General features: G+C 34.4%; 12 protein-coding genes. 5 read left to right on the plus strand and 7 right to left on the minus strand.

Going from position 1 to position 14,537, the window contains the following annotated elements; all coding sequences use genetic code 11:
• Window positions 1-1,116 (minus strand): SPOR domain-containing protein, encoded by a 1,116-nt coding sequence (locus tag KMW28_RS15450; protein WP_158297505.1) that lies wholly within the window; start codon window positions 1,114-1,116, stop codon window positions 1-3.
• A gap of 321 nt (window positions 1,117-1,437) precedes the next feature.
• Here KMW28_RS15450 and KMW28_RS15455 point away from each other — a divergent pair, with 321 nt between their 5' ends.
• The 4 genes from KMW28_RS15455 (at window position 1,438) to KMW28_RS15470 (ending at window position 7,270) form a co-directional block, all read left to right on the plus strand.
• The gene (locus KMW28_RS15455; protein ID WP_169662625.1) at window positions 1,438-2,622 is read left to right on the plus strand and encodes a hypothetical protein; all 1,185 of its coding nucleotides are present in this window, start codon (window positions 1,438-1,440) and stop codon (window positions 2,620-2,622) included.
• A gap of 179 nt (window positions 2,623-2,801) precedes the next feature.
• On the plus strand, window positions 2,802-3,515 hold the full coding sequence (locus KMW28_RS15460; RefSeq protein ID WP_066204960.1) for a phosphoadenylyl-sulfate reductase: 714 nt from the start codon (window positions 2,802-2,804) through the stop codon (window positions 3,513-3,515).
• Between the two features lie 267 nt (window positions 3,516-3,782).
• Window positions 3,783-4,484 (plus strand): hypothetical protein, encoded by a 702-nt coding sequence (locus tag KMW28_RS15465; RefSeq protein ID WP_169662626.1) that lies wholly within the window; start codon window positions 3,783-3,785, stop codon window positions 4,482-4,484.
• Window positions 4,485-4,744: 260 nt separating this feature from the next.
• Window positions 4,745-7,270, plus strand: a complete 2,526-nt coding sequence (locus KMW28_RS15470; protein WP_169662627.1) for a beta-mannosidase — start codon at window positions 4,745-4,747, stop codon at window positions 7,268-7,270.
• 102 nt (window positions 7,271-7,372) lie between these two features.
• Here KMW28_RS15470 and KMW28_RS15475 read toward each other — a convergent pair whose 3' ends face one another.
• Window positions 7,373-7,666: a Dabb family protein gene (locus KMW28_RS15475; RefSeq protein ID WP_169662628.1), complete on the minus strand. Its 294-nt coding sequence runs from the start codon at window positions 7,664-7,666 to the stop codon at window positions 7,373-7,375.
• 89 nt (window positions 7,667-7,755) lie between these two features.
• Window positions 7,756-8,973, minus strand: a complete 1,218-nt coding sequence (locus KMW28_RS15480) for a hypothetical protein (RefSeq protein WP_169662629.1) — start codon at window positions 8,971-8,973, stop codon at window positions 7,756-7,758.
• A gap of 377 nt (window positions 8,974-9,350) precedes the next feature.
• Here KMW28_RS15480 and porX point away from each other — a divergent pair, with 377 nt between their 5' ends.
• Window positions 9,351-10,901, plus strand: a complete 1,551-nt coding sequence (porX, locus tag KMW28_RS15485; protein WP_169662630.1) for a T9SS response regulator signal transducer PorX — start codon at window positions 9,351-9,353, stop codon at window positions 10,899-10,901.
• A gap of 90 nt (window positions 10,902-10,991) precedes the next feature.
• On the opposite strand, the gene KMW28_RS15490 is transcribed toward porX, so the two are convergent.
• The 4 genes from KMW28_RS15490 to KMW28_RS15505 form a co-directional block, all read right to left on the minus strand.
• Window positions 10,992-11,657, minus strand: a complete 666-nt coding sequence (locus KMW28_RS15490) for an AlbA family DNA-binding domain-containing protein (protein WP_066204941.1) — start codon at window positions 11,655-11,657, stop codon at window positions 10,992-10,994.
• A gap of 309 nt (window positions 11,658-11,966) precedes the next feature.
• A complete protein-coding gene (locus KMW28_RS15495) occupies window positions 11,967-12,305 on the minus strand; it encodes a hypothetical protein (protein WP_169662631.1) in 339 nt (112 codons plus the stop codon).
• 50 nt (window positions 12,306-12,355) lie between these two features.
• Complete coding sequence (accC, locus tag KMW28_RS15500) at window positions 12,356-13,843, minus strand: acetyl-CoA carboxylase biotin carboxylase subunit (RefSeq protein ID WP_169662632.1); 1,488 nt, start codon at window positions 13,841-13,843, stop codon at window positions 12,356-12,358.
• Between the two features lie 131 nt (window positions 13,844-13,974).
• The gene (locus KMW28_RS15505; RefSeq protein ID WP_169662633.1) at window positions 13,975-14,415 is read right to left on the minus strand and encodes a hypothetical protein; all 441 of its coding nucleotides are present in this window, start codon (window positions 14,413-14,415) and stop codon (window positions 13,975-13,977) included.
• Window positions 14,416-14,537: the final 122 nt, after the last annotated feature.

A 14,537-nucleotide genomic window follows, 5' to 3' on the forward strand; every position in this document is an offset into this window, starting at 1 on the left:
TTAGTACGAATTTCGGAAGTCGGTTAACTGCCCTTTTACACCGTATTGGTATAATTTTTTTACATAGGCCACCGCACTTTCCTTACTTACAAAGTTACCGGCAAAAACTTGATAAGTGATGTCTCCACTGTATTGGTCGATCATGATATAAACATCTTCGATATCGTACTCTCGAACCAATTGACATTGTTCTTGAGCTGATTCCAAATCTCCTACATCGGTGATCAATACAGACCATCTGTTTTTTTCTATTCTTACTCCATTCGGGTTGTATAGGTATCTATACATTGGATCGAATGAAATATATTCCGCAAAATATGTGGTAGGTTCAGCATCTGCACCATTTGCATCCTTAACATTAAAGAACCAGTAAGCTTGAAGTACTTCAAAAGAATACGCTTCTTCGTCCCCTTTCACATATAAATAATACGTATTTCCTTGATCAGTTAGCTGTCTTGGCATACCTCTTCTTAAAGTATAGGCAGTAACTAAATAATTTGTAACCATTTCCCCGGCAACGTGACCTTTCTGTGCTTTTGGTGCTACACGTACAAAGTCTAACTTACCATCGTTATTGAAATCACCGAAGCTATCTGTTCCCTGGAAAATACTAGAGAAAGACGTCTGGCGAATTGATGTTTCACTTGAGATATCAAAAACATTGTAACAACGGTAACGACAGTTATCACCTAAACAGTCTTCTCTAAAAGAGACTAACATAAGGTATTTTTTACCTAGGTAATCAAATTCTTTTGCCTCTAAAACGTTGGAATAGTTCTGACGAATAGACTTTTCCATAGAACAAAAGAAATTAAACTCTTTATTATTAAGAATAATTCCCGTAGGGTTCGGGTTAAAAATATTATCGTATTGTGGTCCGTTTACAAAATAAATTTTGAAAGGAATTGAAGCGTCACCATATACAGTAAATGTTGTATCTCCCACTTCCATCGAATTGGTAGGAAATAAATCTGCTGTAACATTTACAGGTTCCTGAGATAATTTCGCAGGAGTATAAGTAGTTCCTTCAGCAACTTCTTGAGCAAATAGATTTGGTGAGTAAGTGTTGAGAATAAATAATAGAAAGATAAATAAATATCCTTTTAAAGTATTCATATAATTAAGTCTCGATATCATACAAAAAAACTTAACAGTAAATGTTTTAAACTATATGTTTTATATATAATTAACAGTTGTTAAATTAAAGTTATCAATATTTCATTGATAATACTTCATATAGTACAAGCTTTCAATTATTTGAGTCAATTATCAGTTGATAAAAAGCCCTATCTTTGAAAAAATAATACTGTAGATTTTCATCTAATTCATATTACTAACAAATCTTATTCCGTTTCTGCGTTTTAGTTGTGTACTATTTTTGCTATTAAAACGTTTAAAAGAAAATTACTATCATTTATTTGATTAAAAACACTTAAAATGAGTACTAAAATACATATTGTACTTCTCTCAACGTTTCTACTTTTATCTAATATTTGTTTGTCCCAAAACCCTTTGGACCGAACACGTATTATTTTTAAGTCTGGAAAATATACGAATTCTACCTCCATTAAAATAGAATTGCATGGTACAGGTGTGACCCACGTAATGGCTAGTGGAGACGCTTCTTTTAAAAATGCCCACTGGGTTAGATTTCAACCTGTATTTAATTATAACTTGTCTGCTAACGACGGAGTAAAATCTATTTACTTTAAATTTAAAGACATAGATGGTAACGAGTCTAAAACTTTCATGAGAAAGATTATTTTAGATACCAAGCCTCCTGAAGATGTCGGAGTATCTATTGATGTACCTTCCCCATACTGGACGGATACTAAAAGCATGAAAGTTGGTGTTATTCTTAAAGCTAAAGGAGCAAAATATTATCAACTAGGCAACACTTCTGCTTTCCATGGTAACAAATGGCGTATCTTCCAAGACGATTATGTAGAATGGGATTTAGCTGAAGGAGACGATGGCATTAGAAAAATATACGCTCGTTATAGAGATCAGGCAGGTAATTTATCTCACGTTGTTTCTGCTGAAATAATGATTGACAGAACTCCTCCTTTCGCTGGAAGTATCAAAATTAATGGTGGTGCTGAAATGAGTAACAGACAGGACCATCAGGTGCAACTTGATATATTATGTAGACAAGCAGACTCTATGATGGTATCTCAAGATCAACAGTTTGAAGAAGGTAAGTGGGAAGTTTTCAGCGAGAAAAAATCAATCTACTTATCAGATGGCGACGGTACAAAAAGAGTGTATGTAAAATTTAAAGACAAGGCAGGTAATGAGACAAAGTCTTATTCCTCTTCTATTGAATTAGATACCAACGCTCCTAAAAATATTGATTTCAAAATCAATAATGGAGAAAAAGTGACTAATGATATCAACAAAAAAGTTACTTTAAATATAGAACCTGATGATGCTGCATTAATGATGGTCTCAAATAGCTCATCATTTAATGGAGGTAAATGGCAGCAAGCTGTTCCTAGTATTTCATGGACACTGAAAGGTGAAGAAGATGGATATAAACATGTATACATTCGCTTTAAAGATGAAGCAGGAAACGTTTCCAGACCATTAAGAGCCACAATTGAATTGAAAAGAGGTTTCTAAATATATAAATTGAGAGGATTGAAATAATTTGAGTCACTCTCATTTAAAGACTTGTAAAAGAGCATTGTTTATTTGTAAACAATGCTTTTTTTTATGGTTAAAATTTTGAAAAAAGAGTTTTGTTCTTTTATTTCGCATTTATCCTATATAATTAGTAGATTAAATAAAAGTTAACAACTATGTCATCGCAAAGCATATTATCACAAGCTACTGATACTACTTTCGATCAGCTGATCGAAGATATAGCAGTTGATTTGGCGAAATATAAAGCGGAAGGAAAAAAGATCTTTGCATCTTCATCTTTTCAGCCGCAAAGCGTTGTGTTGTTAGACATAATAAGCAGAGTAGATAATACTATCCCTGTTTATTTTTTAGACACAAACTATCATTTCCCTGAAACAATTGCTTTCAGAGACGAACTTGCAGAAAAATTAGGTTTAAACATTATCGATATTAAATCGAAAATCCCTGTGAAAGATCAAGTGGATGAAAATGGTGAACCTTTACATATACATCAATCAGACAGATGCTGTCACATCAATAAAGTAGAGCCTTTAGAGGATATACTTAAGGAAAATGATGTTTGGATCAATGGTATCCGAAAAGGACAATCTGCTGTGAGAGCGCAAATGCAAAAAGAAGAAGAAGGTAAGCATGGCGTATTAAGATACCACCCTATCTTAGATTGGGATTCTAAAATGGTATTCAAATACATCAATGAAAGAAAATTACCGCTTCACTCTTTAATTGCAAAAGGCTACTTCAGTGTAGGGTGTTTGCCTTGTACACAAAAAGCAGATCCTTCTAAACCATTATGGTCAGATGACAGATCTGGTAGATGGGCTGGAAAAGGAAAAACAGAATGTGGTTTACATACTACATTAGGAAAATAAGAATATTGGTAATACTACAGGAATATGGCCATCAGCTTTACAGTTGATGGCTTTTTTTATCATCTAAATAATACTCTCTAGCATTAAGTCGTTTTTAATTACCTGATGATTAGCCCAATAATGTAAGTTATTGAGTACTTATGTTTATATTATACTGCGTTAGTTGAAAAATCACTACCCTTCGTTGAAACTATCTCTTTTTTCGCATCTTATTGCTCACATTTGAAGTACAATAATTCAACGAATCAATAACCAAACAATAGAACAATGAAAAAGATCACATTATTCGTATTTACAATTTTATCTATCTTCTTATTTTCTTTCCAAGACGGCCCAAAAAAAGGGATGGATAAAGAAGCTCGTAAAAAAGCACAGAAAGAAATTGCTGAATACAACAAAGCCAATGTTGTACCTGTACTTCTAGAAAATCGTAAGGAATTCGATAATAAGCTTTCAGATGCAGAGAAAAAAGAATTAGCTAGCCTTCGTACTCGATTGGATAACCTTAAAGAGGAAAATAAATCGATGAAGAAGGATAAGAAGAAAGGTGAAGCACCTACAGAAGAACAAAAAGCAGCAAAAGAGGCAGCTCAAAAAGAAATGAGACAGATAATGACTGCTGCTTGGGCTGTAGTTGACAACCACGAAGCTGATCTAAAATCCATAAAAGAGGCCAACAAAGCCAATGAAGAAAAATGGAGAACAGACATGAAAGCCATCATGGAAAAATACCGTCCAGAAGGTAGCATGAAAGGTGAAGGCAAGAAAAAAGGTCACAATAAAGGGAAACACAAAATGGGACGTAATCCTATGGGAGCCAATAGAGATGTCATGTTTGTTTTAATGGACCCAACGAAGTCTGTAGACGAAATTGCAGCCCAAATGGAGAAAATGGGAAAAAGAAGATATGGTGATCCTGATGGAAAAGGGAAAAAACGTAGAGGTCATTCTATGGAAGACGAAGATTAATTCTTGTTCATCCTAGAAATCACAAAAAGCAGGTATATGAATATCATATACCTGCTTTTTTATTTTTCAGTCTATATGTAATCTATAGTCAATGAAGCGATGTCTATAGTCAGTCTATATCAAAAACTAGCCATACACTATCAAAAAGCCGACTTTTGTACTAACAACAACTACAAATGTCTATAGGTAATTCCATAGGCATCTATACACAAAATGTCAGCTATTCAATCAAAAAATAGCTTAACTAGAATTAAAGTGAAATGAAAAAACTTGCACTGTTGTTAGTTGGAGTATTTTTTTCAAGTCTTATTTGGGCACAACCAAATACAACTACTCCACACGACGAAAACGAACAAGCTATCCGATCTTTCGATGGTTACCGCTGGAAGATGAAAATGATGCGTCCGGGTGAAGGCATCAAAGCAGGACTACATAAGATTCCGCCAGAAGATATAGAAACCTTGGTTTGGAATAATGCTAAAGTACCAGGTGATGTATATACAGATCTTTGGAAAGCAGGGGTAATTGAAGATCCTTATTTTGGTAGAAATAGTGTAAAAGCGCAATGGGTACAACATTATGAGTGGTGGTATGCCTATCAATTTAATGTTAGTGAAAATTTTGATGATCAAGAAGTAGATATCCTTTTCGAAGGAGTAGATTATAGCTGTGAAGTATGGTTAAATGGTCATTACCTAGGTAAACATGAAGGTGCATTTTCTTCGTTTAGATTCAAAGTCAATGAGTTCTTGAGAATACATAAATATGATTTCTTAAGAGGTAGAAATATGCTTGTGGTAAAGCTTGATCCTCCTCCTCAAGTAAATGCTTCTGTAGCAGGCAAGAAAACACCATGGTTTGGTGATTATTGGAGAGATTTAATTCCGTTTGGTATCTATAGACCTGTAAAAATGGTCACTACAGGTAAGGTTCGTTTTGAGGATGTTTATGCTAATAATAAAATCAATAAAAACGGATCGGCTGATGTCAATCTAGAAATGACTGTGGAAAATAAAGCTTCAGAAGCCAAAGACATGACTTTTGTGGCCTCTCTTAAAGGAAAGAACTTCGATAGTAAAGAAATTAAACTAAAGTTTAATCAGACAGTAGCACCTGGAGTACATAAGATAACCAAAACCATTCATATTGATCAACCTGAGTTATGGTGGCCATGGGATTTAGGTAAACCGAACTTGTATGAAGCGAAAATCACACTGAAAGAAGGGAAAACAAATCACGATTTCAATGCCATTACTTTTGGTATAAGAGAAGTTACTTCTAAATGGAACCCTGGATTTAAACAAGGAGTGGATGTTAGTTTCCCTAGGTCTACTTATATCAATGGTAAATTCCACTTTATTCGTTCGGCTTGTTGGGGTGGACCTCCAGATATTTTTGTGGGTAGAACAACACTTGATAAGTACAAAGAACTTATTCGTTTGGCCAAAGAAGCGAATATGAATAATATTCGAATTTTTGGATGGCATCCTCCTGAAATCCCAGAGTTTTATCAGTATTGTGATGAGATGGGGATTACTGTTTGGCAAGATATTATTCCGTTAGGCACTGGAAACATTCCTACCGAAAGAGAAAAGCTTACAGAAATATATAACGAAGCTGTAAAAGTGGTAAAAAAACGCCGTAATCATCCTTCTTTAATTATGATGGAAGGTGGAGAAGAAATGCTACTCAGAACTCGTGATCCTCAATTCGGTCGTGCGTTTTTAGAAGAATTAGGTGATTCCCTCCAAGCTTATGTCAACTTACCTTATGTACCCGATTCACCATTAACGTGTCATGTTTCCAAAGAAGCGGGCTTTAAAGAAAAAGAGGCTGTTCATGCGTTAAGATATTTCTATGATATGGGTAAATGGCTTCATGAAGATTGGTACCAAACTTTAAAATTCCCTATAGTACCAGAGTTTGCCATCACTTCAGTACCATCTGTAGAAAGTTTAAAGAAGTTTATTCCTGAAGATGAACTTTGGACGCCTGGTCTAAGTTGGGGACATCATTGGGCTGACCTTACGCGTCTAAGAATGCAAAATTGGGATGTTTTCGGAGACGAAATGAAGGGATCTCTTGAAGAATTTGTCAATGCCTCTCAAGACGCTCAAGGAATCATTTTCCAAAATGGAATTGAATATTTCAGACGTCAAAAACCTGAATTAAGTGGAATCGCTCTTTGTCACTTTATCACTTATTGGCCAGATATGAAATGGGGTATTGTAGACAATTATCAAAAGCCAAAAAGATCATTTGATTTTGTAAAAAAGGCCTATCAACCTACATTAATCAGTTTTGACTTTAAGAAAAGACGTTGGTCGAATAAAGAAAAGTTCACCGGTTCGATTTGGGTCATCAATGATTACTACGAACAATATAAAGGTTGTTCAGCAAAGCTGATCATTAAAAATGATGATGGAAAAGTGTTGACTGAGAAGACTTATAAAATTGGCAATGTAAAAGAAAACAGTGCCCAAAAATTCGAAGAGATTTCAGAAAAAGTATTGGATAATGTGAAGGAAAAGTTTTTTGTAGAGCTGGAGCTTTCTGACCAAAATGGTCAATTGATATCTAGCAATGATTACTTCTTCCTCATCGGTGATCAAAAAGCTGATTCTGATAAATTTAAGGTTTGGATGAAAGAACGTATGGACTTAGAGAATAAATATGGTTTGTACGGTTCTTACTATCACTTCTTCAATGATTTCACCGGAGAAAATGGAGGAAATTATGATAGTGACACACAAACACCAAGAGCGTTTGGTTTTGAAACTGAATAGTTAACATTTCATTTCATATAACTACCTATTTATTAATCAAAAAGGCAGATCGTATTGATCTGCCTTTTCTTTTATCTCTATCTCAACTATAAATAAGTTGAATTAAAATTCAATATCGATGGCCATAATATCACCTAAAATTGGCTTTACATGATCTGTCACCACAACTACGTGAGCAGGGTGTACTTGATAAGCTTCTAATGCTTCTTTACTTTCAAAGAGAGAGTACAACATGATCGTAAAACCTTTCGCTCTTTCAGAGAAGTTCTCTTTTACTTGAATCTCCTTAATTTCATCAATTTTACCACCTAAAGCTTGTAGAGCATCAACCATTGCTTGAATTTGCTCTTGTGTTGCTTCTTCTTTGAACTTAAATAATACCGTGTGATTAATCATTGTCTTGTTTGTTTATTTGTGGAACAAAATTAATCAAACCGCTCTAAAGAAAAACAAATTGATGTCATCTTTTCGGATTAGTTCAATGTTTATTGAGCGTTAATCTCACTTTCTACCTTACTTTTTAATGGCAACTCTTCTCCGTCTTCATTTTCGTAAGTGAGCTCATAGCTTGCATTGGCTAAAACAGATCCAGAATTCAATGGAGTACCTTCTACTCTCCAAACAACAACCAAAGGAGTATTATCGGATTCATCGGCAACAGAATACTCCCAATTATCATCGTTATTAAAAGAGATGGCATTATAACCATTTGAAGTAATGGATACCCCTGCCCCAGAATACAATTCGTTTAATTTACCTAGGTGTTCTGATAGCTCATTGTATTCACTTAACTTCAGTTCTCGTTTTTGTTTTAGAGCCACAACATCATCCAAAACACCTAGGCGGTCTTTGGTTTCTGTCACTACTTTATCAAATTTCCCTTTTTTACGATAAAAACTATTTTGAGATTTTTCTACTATAATTCTATCGTATAAATAGTCTTGAAGATCAATATAGAATACATCAATATCTTTACCATCTGCATTCGATTTACGATGGTTATTATACACATATTCGAAAGCAAAAAGGGTTTTTAATAGAGACCTTCCCTCCTCAAATAACCTTTTATTTGCAATTTCTAATTCCTCAATGGCTTCTCTTACCCCTCCGATAGTGGCATTCTGATTTCTCGAGTCTTCTAAAACCGTCAATACCTTATCAATGTTTTCTTGCATAGTATTGATGTCTCTGATATAGCCTTCTCTAGTACTTAAAAGTTTATTTAAAGTAGCTCTTACGGCAGGACTCTCCTCATTTGCATCACCTCTACTGACAGAATTGGATAAAATTTCAGTATGATGATAGATGTTTTCCATTGTCGATAAATCTCCTTGAAGATTTCGAAGGCTATTTTCCAAATCTGAAGTATCATCCCCTAATTTACCCCAAACGTTTCTGATGTCAGCATCTACTTGACGTACATTTTGATCTGCTCTTTCCAAAGCATCTTCGACTTGTTTTAGGTTCATATTAGGAAAACGAACAGTAATTGCCACTGCACTTCCTTCCACAGCATCACCATTAAGGTTCCACACTGTATTTTCTTTTACGAACTCGTCTATATCAACCAGGCTTGGATCTATTTCATCGGAACTTCCTCCGAAGAAATATAAAAATATAGTTGTTCCTAGTAGAATCACCCCGAAGATTGGGCCAATGATGAGTAATAAATTTTTCTTTTGGGTACTTGAATTTTCTTCCATAATCTAATAAGGTTGAAATCAATTTAATTTTATTTTATCGGTTCAACATCAAAAACTAAATTAGAATGAGATATAAACAGTTTCTGATATTTGAAAAGTTTTTATTTAAGATCACTTAATTCACTAGTAATGAGTATTTCATCCAATTTATTTGATGAAATATCATAGATACCAGAGAATGTTACAATTATATAACGAAGATATTAAAATAACATTTTAGAAGATAAGAATATTTTTGTTTTACGAATATAATTACCGAATAAGTCCTTAGTATTTCTTAATTTGTTATAAATCCATATTTTTATATTCCAACCGAAACCATTTATCGGTGTCTTGAGTAAAAATAAGAAACAGTTTATCTAATAATACCCTTCCGGATGAGTCAACAAAGAATTTTATGGGCAGACGATGAAATCGATCTACTAAAACCACATATATTATTCCTTACAAAAAAAGGATATGAAGTTACGCCTGTACTAAGTGGTTTAGATGCCATTGAGAAATGTGATGAAGAGGAGTTTGATATCATTTTCCTGGATGAAAATATGCCAGGTATGACCGGACTTGAAGCGCTTGAACAAATAAAAAGAATCCGACCAAGTATTCCTGTAGTGATGATTACCAAATCTGAAGAGGAATACATTATGGAGGATGCGATTGGTGCCAAGATTGCCGATTATCTTATCAAGCCCATCAACCCAAAACAAATACTACTTTCCGTAAAAAAATTACTTGATAAAAAGAAGTTGGTCGATGAAAAAACCAACTCTGCCTATCAACAAGATTTCCAAAGTATCATGATGTCGTTTATGAACGATATGGATTGGGAAGATTGGGTAGAGACTTATAAAAAGATTGTTTATTGGGATCTAGAAATTAATCAGACAGAAAATAAAAGTATGAGTGAGGTCTTCGAAATGCAAAAAAACGAAGCCAACCATAACTTCTGTCGCTTTATAAAAGATAATTATGAAGATTGGATGGATGAGCCAGATGAACGTCCTGTTCTATCTCATGAACTATTGGCTGAAAAGGTATTTCCATATGTAAAAGAGAATGATAAACCTGTTTTCTTTATACTTATTGATAACCTACGTTATGATCAATGGAAAGTAATTGAGCCATTAATATCTGAACTTTACTCGGTAAAAGAAGATGTGTATTGTCCTATCCTTCCAACGACAACTGCGTATGCTAGAAATGCGATATTCTCTGGCCTTATGCCTTCTGAAATTGAAGCTACTTATCCAGAATGGTGGGTAAACGATAACGATGAAGAAAGTAAGAACAATTACGAAGAAGAACTTTTAGGAGAGCAATTACTTCGTCATAGAATCGATGGAAAATACTCTTACCATAAGATCATTAGAACTTCTCAAGGGAAGCAGGTAAATGATCAGATCAACTCATTAATGCATAGGAAGTTCAATGCTATTGTATACAACTTTGTAGATATGCTTTCTCATGCAAGAACAGACACCAACATGGTAAGAGAACTGGCTCCTGACGAAGCTGCTTACCGATCAATTACAAAATCGTGGTTCGAACATTCTTCTTTGTATGAAATGTTGAAAATTCTTGCTGAAAAAGATTGTAAGGTGTACATCACAACAGACCATGGTACGGTAAGAACTAGAAAACCATACAAAATTGTAGGCGATAGAGAAACAAATACCAACTTGAGGTACAAGCAAGGAAAGAATCTATCTTATAATAAGAAAAATGTATTGGCTGTAAAACATCCAGAGGATTTTGGTTTACCGAAAACTGAAGTTTCCACTTCGTTTGTTTTTGCTATGGAAGATTATTTCTTCGCTTATCCTAATAACTACAACTATTATGTGAGTTATTATAAGGATACTTTCCAGCACGGCGGTATATCTATCGATGAGATGATTATTCCGTTTATTGAGTTGGGGCAAAAATAGTATTGATATTCTTGAGGCCCACGATTGAAATCGTGGGTTTTTAAAGAGTTTATTTAAGCAGTCTGAAATCCGCTTAAATCTCACATCTGACTACTTCCAAGACAATCGTGAAGTAGGATGAATGATAAACCTATCCCCCATTTCCCTAGGCATTTCTTGTAAAATATTGGCTAGACAAAGATCAATCAGTTTGTCTTCTACCACATCAATTTCTAATGAAAAAGTTTTAACGACCTCGTCGACTGTGGTGTAGCCATTTTTATCAATAAGTTGTAGAATATTCCTTTCTTCCTCCCCAAAAGTAACTGAGTGATGTTCCTCTTTACTTCTTTGTTTTAAGATTCTTCGAATCACCTTACTCATCTGTACACTTTTATCCTCTACTCGAATGTAAGGTTTTCCAATTCTTCTTTTTAAATTATATAATAAGAAAATAGGTTGTTTATCAGAAGGTGGAATTTCAAATACCAATACTTGTCGCATTGCACTAACTTGCACAATATGAATGCTATATTCAATTTTTCTCGATAAGTACTTCTTGATTGCCTGTTCCAATACAAACTTTTCCCCTTCAATATCCGTAAATCCGTCTATTCGTCCATCATCAGCCACACCAACAATAAGGTATCCTCCATATTTATTAGCGAACGCAACAACTTCCTTCATTATTTTAAATGGGTCAGCCGCTTTTTTCTTAAACTCAATTTTAAAGCCTTCCCCTTCATTCACCAACTGTTTTAATTCTTTTAAATCCACTCCTCAATCTTTTTAATGAACATATAATGTGAAGCAGTTTGCAGCTAATTCTTATCAACATTTCTATTTTTAAAATTGAAGTTATTCGATCTTCTTTTTTAAAATTTTAATATTTGATATTTTTTACCGAACTTTCAAAGTCATTAACACATAACTACGTAAAAGGACTTTAACAACTCTAGTTATCTTACACACACCTAAGACCATATTAAATATGGCCAGCTTAAAATAGATGTGTTAATGAAATAACTTACACATCCTCCTAGATAACAAGAGGCTGTCTTATTTAAATATAAGATAGCCTCTTTTTTATAATTCTGGTGATATTTCTCTAACCATCTCAAGGGCATCAAAATACACTCTATATGATTTACCTACCGCTGTAGAATCTCCTTCTGAGCATTGACCACCTTTCCCTACAAAATAAACATATTGTTTTGTACTTCTATTATCAAGATCTACTCTATCTGGAGCTCCTAATGTTTGTCTAACACCAGCAATGCTTACCCCTAATAATCGATCTTTGACACTCATAAAATCTTGATCTAATTGAATACGTTCCCCTTTACATCCTTGTGGATCGTTCTTCCAGGTAGTCATATCAAATTCTTCTTGTGAAATGTTCGCTTCTTTTGCACAAGAGGTCAAAAATAAAATGTTTAAAGTGATGAAACAGGTGATTATAATACTCTTTAAAGTCATCGTTTTAATTTCCAAGGGGTTGTTTGATTGATCAGAGAAGAGGTCTCCTCCGATTTTTTATTATCAAAAAATAGCTCTGCTAAAACAGAAGCTGCAACGAATTGCTCATTGTCAGTAAGTTCTTCTTCAAGGTATTTCGGATCATAGTATTTGTCAACAAAATGAGTCCCAAAATCACCACTAACAAAAGCATCATGTTGCAATACAAACTTACAAAAAGGTAGAATAGTTTCTAAGCCAGAGATCTTATAATCCTCTAAGGCCTGTAACATTTTTTGAATTGCATCCTTCCTATTTTCACCCCAAACAATTAATTTACTCATCATAGGGTCATAATGCATCTCCATCTTCATTCCCTGTTTATATCCGCTATCTACACGAACCCCTTCCCCACTTGGCTCTATATATCGGTGCAAAACACCTGTATCCGGCAAGAAGTTCTGATAAGAGTCCTCTGCATAAACTCTAACTTCTATGGCATGACCATTTATTTTTAAATCAGATTGCTTATAACCCAACTTTTCTCCTTCTGCAATTCTAATTTGTTCTTTCACTAAGTCTAGTCCAGTAATTTCTTCAGTTACCGTATGCTCTACCTGAAGACGAGTATTCATTTCTAAAAAGTAGAATGCTCCACTACTATCGTAGATAAATTCTACGGTTCCTGCACCTACATAATCACATGATTTTGCCACTCGTACCGCACATTCACCCATTTCATTACGTAACTCTTCGGTCAGTACGCAAGAAGGTGCTTCCTCTATTACTTTTTGATGTCGACGTTGTATAGAACATTCTCTTTCAAATAAATGCACTACATTTCCATGTGTATCGGCTAAAATTTGTATTTCAATATGTCTGGGAGATTGAATGTACTTCTCGATAAACACTGCACCATCACCAAAAGAATTTTGTGCTTCACTCACCGCTCTGTCCATTTGAGAGACAAACTCCTCTTCGTTTTCCACAACACGCATTCCCTTTCCGCCACCTCCAGCTGAAGCTTTGATCAGGATAGGATATCCCACTTCTTCCGCCATTTTTTCAGCAGCAGCAATATCTGTAATCGCCTCATCGCCTCCGGGAACCAAAGGTACATCGTATTTCTGTACCGTTTGTTTGGCCATCAATTTACTACCCATTACCTCAATGGCGTGGGCAGATGGACCAATAAAAATGATTCCTTCTTTTTCTATTCTTTGAGCAAAAGAGGCGTTCTCAGATAAAAATCCATAGCCAGGATGAACTGCATCTATTTTAAATTGATGACATACTTCTATAATCTTATCAATTTTTAAATAAGATTCTGAAGAAGCGGCAGGTCCAATAATAACAGCATCATCTGCTAAAGATACATGAGGAGCCTCTTGGTCAGCCTCACTGTATACGGCAACAGTATGTATTCCTAATTCTTTAGCTGATCTGATGATTCTTACGGCAATTTCGCCTCTATTTGCAACAAGTAATCGTTTAATTTTTTTCATGTTTATGTTTGTGTTGTTTTCCTATTGTTTGATATTCATTCAATAGGCTGATGCCTTTATCATGACATCGAGTGTTTATTATTCAAGGTTGGTTAAGTGTGTAAAATATCATTTGATACAACATCAAGTGATTAGTTGGAATGATGATCAAACCAAATTTTTTCTAGTATAAGTATAAATGATGAAGGAACAAACCCTTTCATTCCACCAAATCTAATTTTTTTATCGCTTACATACATTTCAAGGATTTTTACTATCCCTAATTTAGGGTCTTCCAATTTCTGAAACTTTTCGATTTGTCCCCAAGGCCACTCTAAAGTTTGCAATTGAAGATTTGATGGATGACCACCAACGAAAATAACCTTATCTTCTAATAAAAACAAAGCTCCAAACAATGGTGTATCCAAATGCATAGAGGCCCACATCCCTCCTAAAATATCTCGAGGTTGTAATGACATTTTCTCCATGAGTAGGATACTTTGGTTCCTCATCACTTTTAACGCTTTCTTCTCTAACGTTTTCATTTCAAGCCGATCAAAATGATCTAACCAATGTTTATTATTTTCATCCATTTTAAATTCAATTCAATAAAATCACAAAATATTAATAATCAACAGATTAAAATCCTTATATTTTCATTTAAACCATACATATAAGTCAAATAATCTTTAAATTTTGAAAGAATTACTTTGAC

Source organism: Flammeovirga yaeyamensis (assembly GCF_018736045.1).
Taxonomy (GTDB): Bacteria; Bacteroidota; Bacteroidia; order Cytophagales; family Flammeovirgaceae; genus Flammeovirga; species Flammeovirga yaeyamensis.